Source organism: Rhodanobacter sp. MP7CTX1 (assembly GCF_014205795.1).
GTDB lineage: Bacteria > Pseudomonadota > Gammaproteobacteria > Xanthomonadales > Rhodanobacteraceae > Rhodanobacter.
Genome location: NZ_JACHCN010000002.1, coordinates 471,941 through 491,010, shown reverse-complemented (window position 1 = coordinate 491,010; position 19,070 = coordinate 471,941). Strand labels below are relative to the sequence as shown.

Sequence of the window (19,070 nt, the reverse complement as noted above, 5' to 3'; positions counted from 1 at the left end):
CTCGCCCGTATCGCCTTCGCACTGCTCAAGACCGATTCGCAGTATCAACCCAAATTACCCCAAACCACTTGCATGCAAACATAGAATCTCCCACAAGAGCCCGTTGTTACGCATGGAGAGGTAGGTTGGGGTGAGTGTAGCGATGCCCAACGTTTTTCCGTGGGTTGGAGTGCATGTTGGGCATCGCTGCGCTCACCCCAACCTACGCGTCTGCCTAGGGTCATTGGCGCTAGTTGAGTTTGTCGTCTTTGTAGTAACGCGTGCCCATCGCGGTGATCTTGCGTGCAAACATGGCATCTCCCACAAGAACGCAGGGCTTCAGGTCGATTTGGAGTGGGGGCGTTGGGCTTTTGACAGTTGGACGGCCGTCTCGCGGATCTGCGCCCAGACCAGTTCGGCGACCGGCGACAGCGAGCGGTGGCGCCGGCGGATCAAGGTGATGGCGCGCCTGGCGACGGGCGTCAGCGGCCGCACCACAAGTTGATCGGATACAGGTAAAGACAGACTGGGGGTGATGCTGATGCCCAGGCCGGCTTCGACCATGCGAAAGGCGGTATGCGTATGGCCGGCCTGTTGCACCACGTCCGCTTCGACCTGGTGCGTGGCCAGCTGATGGTCAATCAGTCGGCGGCTGCCTGAGGTGTGGTCGAGCAACACTAGCGGCTCGCCGCGCAGTTTCTTCCATGGCACTGCGGCGAGCTTTGCCAGTGGATGGTCGCGACGGCAAACCAGCACGAACGGGTCGTGCATGATCGTTTCGCTGTCGAAAGCCTCACGGTCGGCCGGCTCGATCGCGAGGCCGAAATCCACTTCGCCACCACGCACGCTGTCCAGCTCCAGGGTCTGTACCTGATCGTGCAACTGTACGGTCAGCTCGGGATAGTCGCGGGCGCAGGCGGCAATGCATTGCGGCATCAGCCCGGCCGAAAGTGTGGGTGCCGCCGCCACGCGCACCTTGCCGTGGCGACGCTCGCTTTCGGAGTGAACATGGGCCAGCACGCTTTCGAGTTCTTCGAGCACGCGCTCCACCGCACTTTGCAGATAGCGACCCGCTTCGGTTGGCACCACTTCGCGCGTGTTGCGATCGAACAGGCGCACGTCGAGTTCGGATTCCAGATCCGCAATGTGCCGGCTGACCGCGGGCTGGGTCAGGTGCAGGCTTTCGGCGGCACGCCGGAAGTGCTGCAGCTTGGCAACAGCCAGGAAGGCGCGGAGCTGGCGCAGGCTTACATTCATGCCGATATCGTATCAGTAGATAAGATAAAACGATTTGATTTATCAATGCAGGGGCGCTGCAATAGCCACACTTCATTTTCCCGCCGCCGACCGGACGGCAGGCCAACCTCCATGCTCAGTCGTTTCCTTCCCGATCGTTTCACCTGTGCGCTGCTGTGCACCGTACTGCTGGCCAGCGTGCTGCCATGCCGCGGTGCGACCGCCCAGCTGTTCAACGTGCTCACCGATGCGGCGATCGCGCTGCTGTTCTTCCTGCATGGTGCGAAGTTGTCTCGGGCGGCGGTGCTCGCCGGCATCACGAACTGGCGTCTGCACCTGACCGTATTGGCCAGCACGTTCGTGTTGTTTCCGTTGCTGGGATGGCTACTGAAGCCTGTGTTGTCGTCGCTGGTGACACCGGACCTGTATCTGGGCGTGCTGTTTCTGTGCACGTTGCCTTCGACAGTGCAGTCATCGATCGCGTTCACCTCGATCGCACGTGGGAATGTTTCCGCGGCAGTCTGCTCGGCGTCTGCCTCCAGTTTGCTTGGCATCGTCATTACCCCGTTGCTGGTGGGCGTGATGCTGGAGTCGCACGGGCGCGGCGGCATGTCGTGGGATGCGGTGGGTGGCATCGTGATGCAGCTCCTGGTGCCGTTCGTGGCCGGGCAGGTGGCGCAGCGCTGGATCGGTGGCTGGGTGCAGCAGCACAAGCCGCTCGTCGGCCTGGTCGATCAGGGTTCGATTCTGCTGGTGGTCTACAGCGCGTTCAGTGCAGCTGTACTGGAGGGGCTGTGGAAGCAGGTGCCGCCCTCGGTGCTGGGCGGGCTGCTGGTGCTCAATGCGGTGTTGCTGGCAGCAGCATTGCTGATCACCTGCTATGGCGCACGCGCGCTGGGCTTCAACAAGGAAGACGAGATCACCATCGTGTTCTGCGGCTCCAAGAAGAGCCTGGCCAGCGGTGTGCCGATGGCGAAGGTGCTGTTCGCCGGTCATCCGCTGGGGATGATCGTGCTGCCGATCATGCTGTTTCATCAGATCCAGCTGATGACGTGCGCGGTGCTGGCGCGGCGTTATGCGCGACGCTTGCCGAAGGGTTTGATCGTGACGGCAGGTGGGGCACAAGTTGCGCAGGCTGATTGAATGGATGCCTGTTCAAACGCATCTCGTGCTGGGTACCAGCTGTTGCAATTGATCCAGAACACGAACAGCAACCTGGAAAACCCGGATCTTCCCGCCATCCCTGCCTTCACAGGAATGACGGTGCTTTTTCCTTGAGGCCGCCTGAATTCACCCCGTCATCAATGACGAGAGTGCTTATTTTATTTCCGTCATCAATGACGGAAATGCCGCATCCCAGTGAACACCATCGCCATGTCATGCTCGTCGGCGGCCGCGATCACTTCGGCGTCGCGCATCGAGCCGCCGGGCTGGATCACCGCACGGATGCCCGCCGCGGCGGCGGCATCGATGCCGTCGCGGAACGGGAAGAATGCGTCGGATGCCATCACTGAGCCGCGCACTTCCAGTTTCTCGTCGGCTGCCTTGATGCCGGCGATGCGGGCGCTATAGACGCGGCTCATCTGGCCGGCGCCGATGCCGATGGTCTGGCGATCGCGGGCATATACGATGGCATTGCTCTTGACGAACTTGGCCACCTTCCACGCAAAGATCAGGTCATCCACTTCAGTCGCGGTCGGCGCGCGGCGCGTGACGATCCTCAGATCCTCCGCACCGACCATGCCGAGGTCGGCGGTCTGGATCAGCAGGCCCGAACCCACGCGCTTGGAGTTGTTGCCCGGATGGGCATGCAGCAGGCTGCCGTCGGCCGGCAGCGGAATCACCAGCACCCGAACATTGCCCTTCTTGGCGAACGCCTTCAACGCCGCGTCCGCATAGCCCGGTGCCAGCACCACCTCGACGAACTGGCGTTCGACGATGGCCAGTGCAGTGGCGCCGTCCACCTCGCGGTTGAACGCGATGATGCCGCCGAACGCGGAAGTGGGATCGGTCTGGTAGGCGAGATCATAGGCGCGGCCGATGCCGTCAAGGCTCACCGCAACGCCACATGGGTTCGCATGTTTGACGATCACGCAGGCCGGCTTGGTGAAGCTGCGCACGCATTCCCAGGCGGCGTCGGCATCGGCGATGTTGTTGAACGACAGCTCCTTGCCCTGCAACTGACGGAAGGTAGCCAGCGTGCCGGGGGCCGGATACAGGTCGCGGTAGAACGCTGCCTGCTGGTGCGGGTTCTCGCCGTAGCGCAGATCCATCAGCTTCACGAAGCGGCCGTTGACTTGGCCGGGGAACGCAGCATGGCCGGCGATGGCATCCTGCGCTTCATTGAGTTCGAGCGCGGACAGGTAGTCGCTGATCGCGCCGTCGTAGCTGGCTACATTGTTGAACGCGGCGACGGCAAGCTTGAAGCGTGTGGCACGGCTGAGACCACCGTGTTGTTCGATCTCGGCCAGCGCATCGGCGTATTGATCGGGCGACGTCAGCACGCCGACGTCGTTCCAGTTCTTCGCCGCCGAACGCAGCATGGCCGGGCCACCGATGTCGATGTTCTCGATCGCGTCCTCCAGCGTGCAGGCGGGCTTGGCGACAGTCGTTTCAAACGGATAGAGGTTCAACACGAGCAGGTCGATCGGCGCGATACCCAGTTCGGCCATGACGGCATCATCCGTGCCGCGGCGACCAAGCAGGCCGCCGTGCACCTTCGGGTGCAGCGTCTTTACGCGCCCGTCCATGATCTCGGGAAAACCAGTGAGGTCGCTGACCTCCTGCACCGCGATGCCAGCTTCGCGCAACGCCTTCGCGCTGCCGCCGGTGGATAGCAGTTCCACTCCTGCGGCCGCCAGCCGTTGCCCCAGCTCGATCAGGCCAGTCTTGTCCGAAACGCTGAGTAGGGCGCGGCGGACCGGGGCGAGAGAAGGTGTCGGCATGAGCGGTTTCCAGGAGGGGAAAGCCGCTGATTATAGCCGTCTGATCGACGCAGACGTGCCAGCATGCATCGTGGGTAGCGGGACTTTGAACGAACTCTTACAGCAGGCCGTGCAGCGCCAGTTTCTTGCGCAACGTGGCACGGTTGATGCCGAGCGCGCTGGCGGCGCGGCTCTGGTTACCCTCGTGAAACGCCAATACCTCGCGCAGCAGCGGAACCTCGACTTCGCGCAACACCAACGCATGCAGGCCTTCGCTGCATTCGGTATCGCCAATATCGGCGAGATAGCGACGCACCGTACGGCTCACGCACTCGCTCAGCGCGCTCTGCGACGAGGTCTGTTTTGCTGCCTCGGCAACAGGCAGTCTGACGGCGTTCACGGACATTTCCCCTCACGTACTAACTAAGCAGCCGGCTACGTGGGCCGCTGCATGTGGTTATGACTGTTGACGCAAAGCTCGGCATGTCGAGTGCCGGTTGGAAGTATGCGCGAACTGGAGAGTCTACCCGTGCGTGACGATAATTTTAAGTGCTATTCGAATCCGAATTCGAATGCCACCGCATTGTCGCCCGGATCTTCCACCTCGAACAGCAGTACGGTGCTGGCGCCGGGTGCTAGGCCGCGCTGCAGAATCGCGTTGTCATCGAGGTAGTCGCGCGGCTGCAGACGGCGCATGGCCATGCGCTGACCTTGTGCGTTTGACAAGGTGATCGTCACTACCGGATACGGTTGGGCGAATGCAGCATCGTTGCGCACCCTTGCGCTGATCATCAGCGCACCGGACACGCTGGGGTGTGTCTGCACGTTGCTGTCCAACAGGCGCAGTTGTTGGGGGGCGGCGATCAGCGGAAGCTCACAGCCGAGCGTGGCGCAAATGCTGCGCAGCCAGCCACCGGTGATGCCATCGCGGATCAACGTGTCGCGTTCGGCCCATGCAAGCTGAGTGCCGAGCAGCAAAGCCAGCACGATGCACACCACGACCCATGGCCAACGCCGCTCGCCGGAGGTGCGCTGATCCCGTTGGCGCGAATGTTGGCGGAATCGTTTGAGTCGGTGCGTCCGATGCTTGCGTGCAAAATGCGGCGTGAACACCAGCTGCGAAAAATCTTCCGGCGCACTGGAATCTTCTGCCGCCCCGTCGACCTGGATCACGGCCGGTGCGTCAGGCTTGGGTCGATAGACCACCAGGTCGATGCCTGGGGGTTCCAGTGCAGGCTCGTTTACCGGCAGTTCGCGAAAGGGTTCGGGTGGCAGCTGATCGGTAAGTGTGGCGATGCTGTCGAAACTGGCACTGCAGTGCCCACAGATCACATGGCCGTGTGCCTGCGCAAGTGTGTGCGCATCGAGCGAGAACACAGACAGGCATTCAGGACATTGTGTATACATGCAGGCCGCTTTGTTCTGTATTCGGCAAGCTTAGCAGGCTGTCGAAGGCAGCCTGGGTGTGGGCTGGACTCGCGGCAAGGACGAGGGAGCCACCAAGCTGTCGTCGGATGCGTTCAAGCCCGCCGGCGACCGCTGATCCGCACCCAGTCTTCGCGGCTATCCACACGCAGTTCGTCGAACCATTCGGCGTAGCGCTGAAGCAGTTCATCCTGCTGCCCGATCAGGATGCCCGAGATCGCGAACGGTGCATTCGGTTTTGCCGCGGCAGCGAACGTCGGCGCGAGTTCGCCGAGCGGGCCGGCCAGGATGTTTGCGATGAATACTTCGGCGGGCTCTGCATCCACCTCATCAGGCAGGAACAACGCGAGCCTTTCGGCCACGCCGTTGCGCTCGGCGTTGTCGGCGGACGCGGTGAGTGCCTGCGGGTCATTGTCCACGCCAATTGCACTGGCGGCGCCCAGCTTCAGCGCAGCGATCGCGAGGATCCCGGAGCCACAGCCGTAGTCGATCAACGTTTTGCCGGCGAGCTCGATGCCATCCAGCCATTCCAGGCACAGAGCGGTGGTCGGATGAGTGCCGCTACCGAATGCGAGGCCTGGGTCGAGCCGGACCACGACAGTGTCTTCATCGGTCGGTGGTTCGATATTCCACGGATAGATCCACAGCCGCTGTCCGAACGCCATTGGCTTGAACTGGTCCATCCATGCGCGTTCCCAGTTCTCGTCGGCAACATCACGGAACGTGAGTTGGTCGGGCTCCAGCCAGGGCAGCAATTCGGCCAGCGTTTCGGTGAGACCGCGACGGTCGGTATCGGCATCGAACAGGGCGTTCAACGTGATGGTCGGCCACAGCGGTAACTCGCCCACACCCGGTTCGAAGATCGCCTGCTCGTCCGGTGTTTCGGCATTGGCATCCTGCAGCGTGATCGCCTGCGCGCCGAGATCGTCCAATGCTTCCTCGACGTGCGGCTGCTGCTCGATGCGGATGATGAGTGAGAGTTCGAGAAAGGGCATGCGGGTCCGTCAGGCGTTACCCCCTCTCCCCTTGGGGGAGAGGGCTGGGGTGAGGGTGACAATCTTGCGATGAAGTTACATCAAAGTGAGCTTTGATCAGCTATCCCGCGAGCGCCCGCCCCTCACCTCAATCCTCTCCCCATGGGGGAGAGGAGGCGAACGCAAGAAGCGAGCAACCTCATCAATGCTCGCGAGCACCCGCCCCTCACCTCAATCCTCTCCCCATGGAGGAGAGGGGGCGAACGCAAAAGGCTTTTTTTAATGCTCTTTCTGCTCAGCCATGCGCTTCTCCAGATAGTGGATGTTCTGTCCACCGTGCTGGAAGCCTGCATCGGCCATGATGCGCTGCTGTAGCGGGATATTGCACTTCACGCCCTCGATCACGGTTTCGGCGAGTGCGAGGCGCATGCGCGCAATCGCGGTCTCGCGATCGGGGCCGTGCACGATCAGCTTGCCGATCATCGAATCGTAGTTGGGCGGAATCTTGTAGCCGTCGTAAAGGTGCGTATCGACGCGTACGCCAGGACCGCCGGGTGCCTCGAAACGTTTCACCGTGCCGGGGCTGGGCATGAATGTTTCCGGATCCTCGGCGTTGATGCGGCACTCGATGGCATGGCCACGCAGGACGATGTCTTCCTGTCGGATCGACAGCTTTTCGCCGCCGGCGATCAGCAGTTGTTCGCGGACCAGATCGATGCCGGTGATCAGTTCGGTGACCGGATGCTCGACCTGGATGCGGGTGTTCATTTCGATGAAGTAGAAGTGGCCGTTCTCGAAAAGAAACTCGAACGTACCGGCGCCGCGATAGCCGATGCGCAGGCAGGCATCGACGCAAACCTTGCCGATCTCTGCGCGCTGTTCGGGCGTGATGCCGGGCGCGGGGGCTTCCTCGACCACTTTCTGATGGCGGCGCTGCATCGAGCAGTCGCGCTCACCGAGATGGATGGCATTGCCCTGGCCGTCGGCGAGCACCTGGATCTCCACATGACGTGGATTCTCCAGGAACTTCTCCATGTACACCTGTTCGTTGCCGAACGCGGCCTTGGCCTCCGCCTTGGTCATGGTGACGGCGTTGCCCAGGTGCGCTTCGGTGCGCACCACGCGCATGCCGCGACCGCCGCCGCCACCGGCAGCCTTGATGATCACCGGGTAGCCGATCTCGCGGGCGATCCGCAGGTTCTCTTCCACCTCGTCGCCAAGCGGACCGCCGGAGCCGGGCACGCACGGCACGCCGGCGGCTTTCATGGCGCGGATCGCCTCGACCTTGTCGCCCATCAGGCGAATCACTTCAGCGGTCGGGCCGATGAAGATGAAGCCGGACTGTTCGACCTGCTCGGCGAAATCGGCGCGCTCGGAAAGAAAGCCGTAACCCGGGTGGATCGCCTGGGCGTCGGTGATCTCCGCGGCAGCGATGATGCGCGGAATATTGAGGTAACTGTCGACCGAGGGGCCGGGGCCGATGCATACCGATTCATCGGCGAGGCCGACGTGTTTCAGGTTGCGGTCGACGGTGGAGTGCACAGCGACGGTCTTGATGCCCAGGCTGTGGCAGGCACGCAGTACGCGCAGGGCGATCTCACCGCGATTGGCTATGACGACTTTTTCGAGCTTGGGCATGTCAGGCGATCACGAACATGGGTTCGTCGAATTCCACCGGCTGGCCGTTCTCGACCAGAATGGCCTGCACGGTGCCCGCCACGTCGGCTTCGATCTGGTTGAACATCTTCATCGCTTCGATGATGCCCAGCGTCTCGCCGGCCTTGACCTGCTGGCCGACCTTCACGAACGCCGGTGTGCTGGGACTGGCCGATGCGTAGAACGTGCCCACCATCGGCGCCTTCACGACATGGCCGGCAGGCAGCGCGTTGGCAGCTGGGGCTTCGACCGGGGCAGCAACCGGCGCGGGCGCGGCAGCAGCGGGCGCGACCGCGACAGGCGCTGGCGCAGCGGCTGCCGGAGCGGTGTTCTTGGGTACGCGCGACAGGCGGACGACTTCCTCGCCCTCCTTGATCTCGAGTTCGGCGAGGTTGGATTCCTCGAGCAGGTCGATCAATTTCTTGATTTTGCGCAAATCCATCGGATCAGCCTTTGTCAGTCGTGCCACCGCAGGTGGCCGGATGTGGATAGGTGGGCCAGCTGGCCAGTTTCTTTTATGACGCGGTGACCGCGCTGGTTTCGGTTGCCGGCAGACGGTGCATCGCCGCCTCCAGCGCCAGCCGGTAGCTGTCGCTGCCAAAGCCGCAAATCACGCCGATCGCGATATCGGACAGGTAAGAGTGCTGCCTGAACGGCTCGCGCGCATGCACGTTGGACAGGTGCACTTCGATGAACGGGATCGCCACGGCGGCCAACGCGTCGCGCAGGGCAATGCTGGTGTGGGTGAATGCGCCGGGGTTGAACAGGATCAGGGCAGTGTGGTTGTTGCGGCCCTGCTGGATGCGGTCGATCAGCTCGTGCTCGGCATTGGACTGGAAGCAGACCAGTTCGTGTCCGTTCGCCTGTGCCAGTTCGGCCAGCTGACGGTTGATGTCGGCCAGCGTCTCGCGGCCGTAGATTTCCGGCTCCCGCGTGCCCAGCAAATTGAGATTGGGCCCATGCAGGACCAGAATCTTCGCCACGAAACCACCCGCCTTGCGTCCGGAGCTTCCGGACCGGGCGAAGTGTGCGCGTAGTCGTGGATGTTGTCTAGTTCAGCGCAGATCGGCGATGTTTGGCGGAGAAGTGCCGGATTTCCGTGCGGAAGCGTATGTAGATCGGGTCCGAGCCGGGTCAGGGCTTTCCCTGAAGTGGCGCCAGCCATTGTTCCAGCTGTGCCGGCGGCAACGCGCCAATGTGTGTGGCCAATACGCGCCCATCGGCGCCGATCAGCACGCTATAGGGCAGAACGTCGTGCGCATCGCCCAGTTGCAGCGACGTGCTCGGCGCGGCGAGCTGGCCCAGCAGGACGGGGTAATTCAACGGATGCGCCCCCAGAAAGGCACGCACATGATCGGGCTGATCCATGGCAATACCGACGACGATCGGTCCGCGTTCGCCGAACTTCGCCTGCGCCCGGGCCAGCGCCGGCATTTCATCGAGGCAGGGGCCGCACCAGCTGGCCCAGAAATTCAGCAGGACACGGCGGCCACGGTAGTCGCTCAGTGGATGCTGCCTTCCGTCGAGATCGGGCAGGCTCAGTGCTGGCAACGGCTGACCAATCAGTGACGAATCCACTTGCTCCGGCTGCCCGCTGCGGTGTTCTGCGTAACCGCCGATCGTGGCAGCCACCACTGCCAGGCCCAGGATCAGCCAGTTGCTGCGGTCCATCACGGTCGTTCCATCACTGCGCTGCTGCCGTCAGCGCCTGCTCGACCAGCGTGGGGGTCAGCACGGTGGACAGCTGCTGGCCGGCACCGCCGTGTTTCGGAAACACCACATACAACGGAACGCCAGGCGAGTGGTAGAGCTGCAGGAATGTGCTGATGGTCGGGTTGACGTCGGTCCAGTCGCCTTTCATGTAGACCGCGCCGGTACGCTGCAGCAGATCGCGGAACGCCTTGGTGTCCAGCACGGTGTGCTCGTTCGCCTTGCAGGTGACGCACCAGTCGGCGGTCATGTCGACGAAGACCGGCGTGCCGGCCGCGCGCAAGGCGGCGAGTTTTTCCGGGCTGTAGGTCGCCACGCCGTCCTCGGCTGCGGCGACGCTGGCCACACGCTGCACCTGGGCCAGCAGGTACACCGGCACCAGCGTAGCCAGTGCGAGCACGCCGACCAGCACTCGACTGATCGTGCCGCGATGGCGGCTGCGCTCGAACCACCACAAGGTCATTGCCAGCAGCACCATCGCCACCAGCACCAGGCCCACCGCATCGGCGCCGCGCTGGTGAGCCAGCACCCACACCAGCCACACCGCGGTCAGATACATCGGGAACGCCAGCACCTGCTTCAACGTTTCCATCCAGCGTCCCGGCCGCGGCAACAGACGCGCCAGCGCCGGCACGAAACCGATCAACAGGAACGGCAACGCCAGGCCTACGCCCAGCATCAGGAACACCAGCAGCGCAGAAAGCATTGGTGCAGCGAACGCATACGCCAGCGCGCTGCCCATGAACGGTGCCGTACAGGGGCTGGCTACCACCACCGCCAGCACGCCAGTGAAGAAGTCGCCAGCCGGGCCGGAGCGAGAAGCGAGGGTCGCGCCGGTATTGCCCAGCGAGGCGCCGAACTGCACCACGCCGGACATCGACAAGCCAACCGCCAGCATCACCAGCGCCAGCACCCCGACCACGATCGGCTGCTGCAATTGGGTACCCCAGCCAAGCGCATGGCCGGCCGAACGCAAGGCGAGAATGCCCAGACCCAGCGCGGCGAAACTGCATAGCACGCCGGCGCTGTAATACAGCGCATGGCGACGAGCCCGGCTGGCGCTTTCGCCGCTTTCCAGCACGCTGACCGCCTTGATCGACAACACGGGCAGCACGCAGGGCATCAGGTTCAGTACCAGGCCGCCGCCCAGTGCGAGCAGCAGTGCGGCGACCAGGCTCAGTGGAGCTTGCGCGATACCGGCTGGCGGCGGCTCCGGTGCTGGCTGCGCCACGGCGCTGGGCGGCGGGCTGACCGCATTCGCGCCGGAGGGCGGCTGATTGCCGATCGCACGCAGTGCGGCACTGAGCGAACCGGTGGCATGATCCGGCGCCGTCGCGCCCGTTGCGGCGGTGGTCGTGGCAACTCCGGCTGGCAGCGGCAAATCCAGTTGCTCGGTATGCGGCGGATAGCAGATCTTCGGATCGACTTCGTGGCAGCCCTGGTACTGCACGCTCAACTTCAGTCGCGCGGTACCTGCGGCAACGGTGTACGCGAGGGTGGCGTCGATCGCGTGGTGATAGGTCTCCACGTCACCCAGATATTCGTCGTGATGCTTCTCGCCGTCCGGCAGTTGCGCCTCACCCAGCGTCACGCCATCGCCGGCCTTGAACCTCATGCGACCGCGGTAGAGGTAGTAGTCCGGTGCGATCGTCCAGTGCAGTTTCAGCACGCCCGGCGTGGAGGCGTCGGTGCTGAGTTTGTACGCTTCAGTGACCGGCAGCAGGCTGTCCGTGCCTTGGGCAAACACCGGTAGTGCACCGAGCCACAGCACGACAAGGCCCATCAGGCAGGCGATCAGCCGGCGGGAAAACATCGGTCGCATCAGAACTCCGAAAGCGAAACGCGCGGGGATGGGGAGACAGCATTATGACCCAGCGGTTCATTCGCACGGAGAGGTGCGGCGGTTACACCGTTTCGGTAGCGGGTTCATCGACGGAGATCGCCACGGCACGGCGGCCCAGCAGGCCCGTCGTCAACGCGGTACCGAGCAGAATGATGGCGCAGCCGATCGCCATGGTCGCCGTGAACGCCTCGCCAAGGAACAGCGCGCCCCACAGCACGCCGAACGCGGGAATCAGATACAGCACCGTCATCGTCCGCGCCGGGCCGATGTGCGCGATCAGCCGGAAAAACATGACATAGGCCACCGCTGTACACAGCACCGCCAAGGCCAGCGCCGCGAGCCAGGCCGGCGCATGCGGCGTGTGGCTGGGCCACAGCCAAAGCGTGGTGGGTGTCAGCAGCAAGGCTGCGACGATCTGACTGCCGGCCGCCACCACCAGCGGCGACACGCCGCCAAGTCGCTGACGGCTGTAGTTCACCGAGTAGCCGTACAGCACGGTGGCGCCGACGCAGGCCGCCAGCGCCCAGCCGGCACCGCCGATGTGGACGCGCAACGTGTTGCCGGCCAGCCACAGCACGCCGGCAAAGCCGACCAACATGCCGGTGCCGCGCGTGGCGTCCACCTTCTCGCCCAGCCACAGCCAGCCGATCAGCGCTACGAACACCGGGGTTACCGCATCGATGATGGATGACAGGCCAGCAGGCAGGCTCTTCGCCGCAAATGAAAACAGCACGAACGGCAGCGCCGAATTGGTCAGGCCGATCACGGCGATCGGCTTCCAGTGCTCGCGCCATTCCTGCAATCGACGGCGTGAAGCCAGCAATGGCAGAAAGCACAGCGCCGCGCCGATCGCGCGCAGCCCCGCCAGCACCAGGCTGCCGAATTCGTCGGCACCCATCCGCATGAACAGGAACGATCCGCCCCAGAGGGCGCCCAGCGACAGCAGTACGGCGAGATCGGAGCGTTTCATGACGTTGTTCCGGTGGATGGCAGGCGCAGCTTAGGTGTAATTTTGGCATGGCATAAGATCCACAACTTGGTGATTTTATGGATCCAATTTGGGGTTTCCCCTTCACCCTGCCGGCGCATGGCTCACGCGAGTTGCTGCGAGCCCTACACGGGCAACTGCGAACGGCGATCCTCGACGGACGGCTGCAGCCGGGGCTGCGATTGCCGGCAACGCGCGAGCTGGCGACTGCGCTGGGGGTTTCCCGCAATACTGTGGTGGCGGCTTACGACCTGTTGCTGAGCGAGGGTTACGCAGTCGCCCGGCGTGGCGCTGGCAACTATGTGGCCGACACGCTCATCCGGGGTCGTGCGCAGCCGGTAATCGACGACGACAGCAAGATGCAGCATCGGCTGGCGGTGTACTGGCGGCATGTGCCAGCGCCGCCAGAAGGGCAGGTGCCGACAGGAGCTTTCCGCTACGACTTCAGCGTCGGCGTACCGGATCACTCGCAGTTTCCCTTCGAGGTTTGGCGGCGGCTCTCGGCCCGCGCGTTGCGCGCGTTATCGAAGGCGATGCCGGCCTACGGGCCCGCGGAAGGTCGGCCGGCCCTGCGCGAGGCGATCGCCCGACACGTCTCGTTTGCCCGCGCGGTGGCTTGCCGCGCCGACGATGTGATCGTCACCACCGGTGCGCAGCAGGCGTTCGACTTGCTGGCCCGGGTGCTGGTAACGCCGGGGCGCACCACGGTGGCGGTCGAGGACCCCGGTTATCCGCCAGTGCGAGCGGCGTTCGCGGCAGCGGGTGCGAGGGTGGTGGGGGTGCCGGTCGACGAAGAAGGGTTGATGGTCGATCGCCTGCCTGCTGACGCACGCGTGATCTACGTGACGCCTTCGCACCAGTTTCCGCTCGGCATGGTGCTGTCGCCGCGGCGACGTGCGGCGCTGCTGGAGTTCGCGCGCACGCAGCATGCGCTGGTGATCGAGGACGATTACGACGGCGAGTTCCGCTATGGCGGCCGGTCGCTGGATGCGCTGCAGACGCTCGATCGCGCCGGATCGGTCTCTACTGGGTCTGTCTGCTATGTCGGCACCTTCTCGAAATGCCTGTTTCCGGCGTTGCGGCTCGGTTATGCGGTGCCGCCGCCGTGGCTGCAGCCCGCACTGACGGCGGCCAAACAGCTGGGCGACTGGCACGGTGACGTGCTGGCGCAGGACACGCTTGCCGCTTTCATCACCGAGGGGCATCTGGTGCGCCACGTGCGCCGGATGCGCAATGTCTACGCAGAGCGACGTCAGGCTTTGCTCGATGCACTGGCGCGGCACGCGGGTGATCGCCTGTTACCCATACCATCCAATGCAGGTCTGCATCTGGCAGCGCGATTGGCCGCACCAGTCAGTGCCCAAGCCCTGCAGGCGCTAGCGATGGCGGTGGGCATTCGGCCCGAGGCGCTGGATGGCTATGCGGCCGGCAAGTCCGACATCAACGGGTTGGCGTTTGGCTTCGGGATGATCGAGGCAGGCCGCATCGAGGAGGCCGTGCTTGGTCTGACACGATTGCTGGACGATCGGCTCAGCCCGTTGACTCAGCGCTGACGGAATCCCGCAACCAGTCCAGATAGGCCGCGTGACCGCGTTCGACGGGCACCGCGATCAGCTCGGGCAATTCATACGGATGCAGTTGCAGGAGGCGAGCCTTTAGCGCCTCGAAGCGGCCTGCGGTGGTCTTGATCAACAGCAGGGTCTCGGTGTCCGAAGTCACCGCACCCTGCCAGCGATAGGTGGAGATGACCCCTGGCAGGCGATTGACGCAGGCGGCCAGGCGCTCGCCGACCAGTGTCTGTGCAATAGCTTGCGCGCTGTCCGCATCAGGGCAGCTGCAATAGCAAAGCAGAACGGTGTCGGGCGTGGTCTGGGCAGGCGTCATTGCCGGAGCGTAAAGGGAAACCCGGGGGCAATGTCCGATTTGAGTGCTGCGGAGGTCGATTTCCTGCGGTCGCCCTTGAAAGCCACCTTCGGTCACCCAATTAGCTGTTCCGTGACCGAACCGCTTGCGGCGGCGTACTGTACCGCTAAAATTGGCACTCGTTTCCCCAGAGTGCTAGCAAGACTGCCGGTTTGGGTCTTCAAAGCCTTGTCCCACCTCAATCGTTAGCTGGAGTTGTCCATGAGCACACTGCGTCCGTTGCACGACCGCGTCATCGTCAAGCGCCTGGAAGAGGAGCGCGTCTCCGCCGGCGGCATCGTCATCCCCGACAGCGCCACCGAGAAGCCCACCCGCGGCAAGGTCACCGCTGCCGGTACCGGCCTGATCCAGAAGGACGGCACCGTGCGCCCGATGTCGGTCAAGACGGGCGACACCGTGCTGTTCGGCAAGTATGCCGGCCAGGAAATCAAGATCGACGGCGAAGAGCTGGTCTTCCTGAAGGAAGACGACATCGTGGCCGTGATCGAAGGCTGATGGCTGGAGCCTGATGGTGACGGCGAGCGCGAAGCAAAATCCGCGCACCCCAGTCGCCTTTGGCTCCTTCTGCAGCACTTTCGCAACGACAAACCGTTACCTATTCATTTTTTTGAGGCAAAAAAATCATGGCAGCTAAAGAAGTCCGTTTCGGCGAAGACGCCCGCGCCCGCATGCTGAAAGGCGTGAACACCCTGGCCAATGCGGTCAAGGTCACGCTCGGTCCGAAGGGCCGCAATGTCGTGCTCGAGAAGAGTTTCGGCGCCCCCACGATCACCAAGGACGGCGTGTCCGTCGCCAAGGAAATCGAGCTGGCCGATCGTTACGAGAACCTCGGCGCGCAGATCGTCAAGGAAGCCGCTTCCAAGACCTCCGACGTCGCCGGTGACGGCACCACCACCGCCACCGTGCTGGCACAGGCGTTCATCCAGGAAGGCCTCAAGGCTGTTGCCGCCGGCATCAACCCGATGGACCTGAAGCGCGGCATCGACAAGGCCGTCGCCGCTGCGGTCGGCGAACTGAAGAAGTTCTCCAACCCGACCGCCAACGACAAGGAAATCGCCCAGGTCGGTACGATCTCGGCCAACTCCGACACCAACATCGGCGACATCATCGCCACCGCGATGAAGAAAGTCGGCAAGGAAGGCGTGATCACGGTCGAGGAAGGCTCGGGTCTGGAAAACGAGCTCGACGTCGTCGAGGGCATGCAGTTCGATCGCGGCTACCTGTCGCCGTACTTCATCAACAACCAGCAGAGCCAGCAGGTCGAGCTGGATGACCCGTACATCCTGATCCACGACAAGAAAGTGTCGAATGTCCGCGAGCTGCTGCCAGTGCTGGAAGCTGTCGCCAAGGCCGGCAAGCCGCTGCTGATCGTCGCCGAGGAAGTGGAAGGCGAGGCGCTCGCCACGCTGGTGGTCAACACCATCCGCGGCATCGTCAAGGTCGCTGCCGTCAAGGCGCCGGGCTTCGGTGATCGTCGCAAGGCGATCCTGGAAGACATCGCGATCCTGACCAACGGCCAGGTTGTTTCCGAAGAAGTCGGTCTGTCGCTCGAGAAGACCACCATTGCTGACCTCGGCCGTGCCAAGCGCGTCGTGATCACCAAGGAAAACACCACGATCATCGACGGTGCCGGCGAAGCGGAGAAGATCCAGTCGCGCATCGCTCAGGTCAAGGCGCAGATCGAGGAGACCTCCTCCGACTACGACCGTGAGAAGCTGCAGGAGCGCGTGGCCAAGCTGGCCGGCGGCGTTGCGGTCATCAAGGTCGGTGCCGGTACCGAGATCGAAATGAAGGAAAAGAAGGCACGCGTCGAAGACGCCCTGCATGCAACCCGTGCAGCCGTCGAAGAAGGCGTGGTCCCGGGCGGCGGCGTTGCGTTGATCCGCGCGCTGAAGGCTGTCGAAGGTCTGAAGGGTGACAACACCGATCAGGACCTGGGCATCGCGATCACCCGTCGTGCGCTGGAAGCGCCGCTGCGTGCAATCGTGGCGAATGCTGGCGAAGAGTCGTCAGTCGTCGTCAACCGCGTCAAGGAAGGCACCGGCAACTTCGGCTACAACGCTGCGACCGGCGAGTACGGCGACATGGTTGCCATGGGCATCCTGGATCCGACCAAGGTCACCCGCACCGCGCTGCAGAACGCAGCATCGGTTGCCGGCCTGGCGATCACCACCGAGGCGATCGTTGCCGAGCTGCCGAAGAAGGACGACGGCCATAGCCATGGCGGCGGCCAGGGCGGCGGCATGGGCGGCATGGGCGGTATGGACTTCTAAGTCCCCCGACCAGTCACTGAAAAAAAGAAAACCCCGCCTTGTGCGGGGTTTTTCTTTTGGGCCAACGAAGTTCGAGACTAGGCGACCCGCTGCCAGCCGCAGACAAAAGCGTTGCTTTGGTTTACTGCTGCATCGCGGCCGAGGCGGGCGGAGTGGTCACCACGGTGTCGTGGGCGATGCCGCCGGTAGGCAGCAACTCGAGCTTGGGCAGCAAGGGGTCCAGCTTGCCGTTCATGCGCAGCTGGTTGACGCTCGCCATGGCCTGATCGATCCGTTGCTCCTCGCTGTCCTCTGTCAGCGGCATCGCACCAGGAGCCTTGGTCAGTGCGGCCAGTTGCGGCCCGACCAGGGTCGTCAGCGCGAAATAAGCGTCATCCTGGATGCCGGCCTGCGCCAGCAATTTGCCGGGCAACAGCCATGCAGCAGTGTCCTGCTGTATTGGCCCAGCCTCACTGTGTGGATCGACCAGCAACCAGATGCCCGCCTGGCTCAGCATGTCCTGGCCATCGACGAATCCGGTGGCGTGATAACTGTCGCCCAGCGCCGGAAGATGATCGCCGTAGAACAGAACCAGGCTCGGACGCTGGCGCTGCGCCAGCCACGCGACCAGTCGGCCAAGCTCGGCGTCGGCGTGCTGCATGTGATAGATGTAATTCTGCAGTTCGAGTTTTTCTTTTCCGTTGATGCCGGTGGGTACCGGAATGGCGTCGCGCTCGTCGCCATGGCTCGGCTCGACGTCATACGGGCCGTGTGCTTCGAGGCTGATAGCGAAGATGAATTGCGGCGGCCCGGAGTCCTTCAGCAGGCCCATGATCTCGTCGGTCATCGCGCTGTCGGCCATGTATTTGCCGTCCATTGGCGCGCTGGCAGGGAACGACGATAGCGACACGAAACGATCAAAGCCGAGCGCCTTGAACGCGGTCGCGCGATTCCAGAACGCCGGGTCGTTACCGTGTACGGCCATCGTCTCGTAGCCATGCGTGTTCAGCGTGCGCACAAGGCTTGGCACGGCCTTGTTGCCCATCTGCAGATAGGGATATTGCAGGTTGTCGAAGTAGCGCAGCGACAAGCCGGTGAGTACCTCGAACTCGGTGCGGATGGTGCCGCCGCCAAAGGTCGGTACGTGCAGCTTGCCGCTGATCCCGTGCGCGGCGAGCCGACGCAGATTCGGGACGAGGTTCTCCTGCTCATAGCCATGCATGATCGACGGATCAAAGAACGATTCGCTTTGCACCACCACGATGTCCGGCAATTCGTTGCTAGCCGCTGGCGGTTGCATGACCTGCCGCAATGACGTGGCGGACTGGCCGATCAGCTGGGTTGCCGCAGCACGGTCCGGCTTTTTCTTGCCGTGGCGATCCTGCAGATGAAACATCATCAGCGAACTGATCAGGCCCGAATGGGTGCTGGTGGAGGAGGCTGACCATGGCTCCAGCCAGAGCACCCTGGCATTGTAGATTTTCCCCCAGACGGTCGTCCCAATCAGCATGCTGAGCAGGATCGTCGCCAGGACGGCGCCGGCCAGCAGTCGTTTGCCGTGAGTGCGACGCGGGAACAGTGGCGGCTCAAAGCGCCACATCGCAATCACCAGGGCCACCCCAGCCAGCAAGGCAAGGTAAGGCCACGGGCTATGCGGTAGATAGCCAGACAGCAGATGTGCGCCGCCTTTGCGCAACTGGCCAACCATCCGAAAATCGGCCGGCAGCAATGGCGTGCCAAGGTTTGCCACCTTCAGTACATTGACGCCGTAAAACACGCCCTGCAGCAGGAACGCCAGTCCGAACGACAGCAACAGACGGCGGCTCAGCGCCAGTAGCACACCGGCCAGCAACAGCCCGGGCCACGCATTGGCCAGCAGGAACCGAGGTTGATCGAACAGCCGCAACGGCAGCACACCCATTCCGCCATCAAGCAGTCCCGTCAACAGCACGAAGGCCAGCGCCAGCAACAACGGCAGCAGGATGCGCGCCGCCAGCACGCGCCAGCGATGGGGAGAGCTTGCGGGATTCAACGACATGACAGTCCTGCGCTTGCTGACATGGTTCGAGCCCTGAAATGTAATCGGGATCAGATGAACCAATTGTTGATTGAGATGGGGGTGTCTCAAGCTTTGCCTGGGTGTATCAACGCCTCATCTCG

17 protein-coding genes are annotated in these 19,070 nt (G+C 63.3%); 4 read left to right on the top strand and 13 right to left on the bottom strand.

Features of this window, described 5'->3' with window-relative positions; translation table 11 throughout:
• Positions 1 to 318 precede the first annotated feature (318 nt).
• A complete protein-coding gene (locus tag HDE77_RS04770; protein ID WP_184416003.1) occupies positions 319 to 1,236 on the bottom strand; it encodes a LysR family transcriptional regulator in 918 nt (305 codons plus the stop codon).
• A 111-nt stretch (positions 1,237 to 1,347) separates the two neighbouring features.
• Here HDE77_RS04770 and HDE77_RS04765 point away from each other — a divergent pair, with 111 nt between their 5' ends.
• Positions 1,348 to 2,358: a bile acid:sodium symporter family protein gene (locus HDE77_RS04765; protein ID WP_184416002.1), complete on the top strand. Its 1,011-nt coding sequence runs from the start codon at positions 1,348 to 1,350 to the stop codon at positions 2,356 to 2,358.
• A gap of 191 nt (positions 2,359 to 2,549) precedes the next feature.
• Here the strand turns inward: HDE77_RS04765 and purH are convergent, their stop codons facing one another.
• The 10 genes from purH to HDE77_RS04715 form a co-directional block, all read right to left on the bottom strand.
• A complete protein-coding gene (gene purH / locus HDE77_RS04760; RefSeq protein ID WP_184416001.1) occupies positions 2,550 to 4,160 on the bottom strand; it encodes a bifunctional phosphoribosylaminoimidazolecarboxamide formyltransferase/IMP cyclohydrolase in 1,611 nt (536 codons plus the stop codon).
• Between the two features lie 97 nt (positions 4,161 to 4,257).
• Entirely contained in the window at positions 4,258 to 4,545 is a 288-nt protein-coding gene (locus HDE77_RS04755) for a helix-turn-helix domain-containing protein (protein ID WP_184416000.1), read from the bottom strand.
• 146 nt (positions 4,546 to 4,691) lie between these two features.
• On the bottom strand, positions 4,692 to 5,546 hold the full coding sequence (locus tag HDE77_RS04750; protein WP_184415999.1) for a zinc-ribbon and DUF3426 domain-containing protein: 855 nt from the start codon (positions 5,544 to 5,546) through the stop codon (positions 4,692 to 4,694).
• Between the two features lie 113 nt (positions 5,547 to 5,659).
• A complete protein-coding gene (gene prmA, locus HDE77_RS04745) occupies positions 5,660 to 6,559 on the bottom strand; it encodes a 50S ribosomal protein L11 methyltransferase (protein WP_184415998.1) in 900 nt (299 codons plus the stop codon).
• Positions 6,560 to 6,817: 258 nt separating this feature from the next.
• Positions 6,818 to 8,176, bottom strand: coding sequence for an acetyl-CoA carboxylase biotin carboxylase subunit (gene accC / locus HDE77_RS04740; RefSeq protein WP_184415997.1), 1,359 nt, complete (start codon positions 8,174 to 8,176; stop codon positions 6,818 to 6,820).
• A gap of 1 nt (position 8,177) precedes the next feature.
• Positions 8,178 to 8,636: an acetyl-CoA carboxylase biotin carboxyl carrier protein gene (gene accB, locus HDE77_RS04735; protein ID WP_184415996.1), complete on the bottom strand. Its 459-nt coding sequence runs from the start codon at positions 8,634 to 8,636 to the stop codon at positions 8,178 to 8,180.
• Between the two features lie 73 nt (positions 8,637 to 8,709).
• Entirely contained in the window at positions 8,710 to 9,177 is a 468-nt protein-coding gene (gene aroQ / locus HDE77_RS04730) for a type II 3-dehydroquinate dehydratase (protein WP_184415995.1), read from the bottom strand.
• A gap of 151 nt (positions 9,178 to 9,328) precedes the next feature.
• A complete protein-coding gene (locus tag HDE77_RS04725) occupies positions 9,329 to 9,865 on the bottom strand; it encodes a TlpA disulfide reductase family protein (protein ID WP_221444109.1) in 537 nt (178 codons plus the stop codon).
• A 13-nt stretch (positions 9,866 to 9,878) separates the two neighbouring features.
• On the bottom strand, positions 9,879 to 11,726 hold the full coding sequence (locus tag HDE77_RS04720; RefSeq protein WP_184415993.1) for a protein-disulfide reductase DsbD: 1,848 nt from the start codon (positions 11,724 to 11,726) through the stop codon (positions 9,879 to 9,881).
• 82 nt (positions 11,727 to 11,808) lie between these two features.
• Positions 11,809 to 12,717 carry a DMT family transporter gene (locus tag HDE77_RS04715; protein ID WP_184415992.1) on the bottom strand — a complete coding sequence of 303 codons (909 nt, stop codon included), beginning with the start codon at positions 12,715 to 12,717 and terminating at the stop codon, positions 11,809 to 11,811.
• A gap of 77 nt (positions 12,718 to 12,794) precedes the next feature.
• On the opposite strand from HDE77_RS04715, the gene HDE77_RS04710 reads away from it, so the two are divergent.
• Positions 12,795 to 14,288 carry a PLP-dependent aminotransferase family protein gene (locus HDE77_RS04710; protein WP_184415991.1) on the top strand — a complete coding sequence of 498 codons (1,494 nt, stop codon included), beginning with the start codon at positions 12,795 to 12,797 and terminating at the stop codon, positions 14,286 to 14,288.
• Here the strand turns inward: HDE77_RS04710 and cutA are convergent.
• On the bottom strand, positions 14,266 to 14,619 hold the full coding sequence (cutA, locus tag HDE77_RS04705) for a divalent-cation tolerance protein CutA (protein WP_184415990.1): 354 nt from the start codon (positions 14,617 to 14,619) through the stop codon (positions 14,266 to 14,268). The genes HDE77_RS04710 and cutA overlap by 23 nt on opposite strands.
• 240 nt (positions 14,620 to 14,859) lie before the next feature.
• Here cutA and HDE77_RS04700 point away from each other — a divergent pair, with 240 nt between their 5' ends.
• Together HDE77_RS04700 and groL are read left to right on the top strand one after the other, a co-directional pair.
• Entirely contained in the window at positions 14,860 to 15,153 is a 294-nt protein-coding gene (locus HDE77_RS04700) for a co-chaperone GroES (RefSeq protein ID WP_184415989.1), read from the top strand.
• 128 nt (positions 15,154 to 15,281) lie between these two features.
• Positions 15,282 to 16,931, top strand: a complete 1,650-nt coding sequence (groL, locus tag HDE77_RS04695; RefSeq protein WP_184415988.1) for a chaperonin GroEL — start codon at positions 15,282 to 15,284, stop codon at positions 16,929 to 16,931.
• A 121-nt stretch (positions 16,932 to 17,052) separates the two neighbouring features.
• On the opposite strand, the gene HDE77_RS04690 is transcribed toward groL, so the two are convergent.
• Positions 17,053 to 18,948, bottom strand: a complete 1,896-nt coding sequence (locus tag HDE77_RS04690; RefSeq protein ID WP_184415987.1) for an LTA synthase family protein — start codon at positions 18,946 to 18,948, stop codon at positions 17,053 to 17,055.
• Positions 18,949 to 19,070 lie beyond the last annotated feature (122 nt).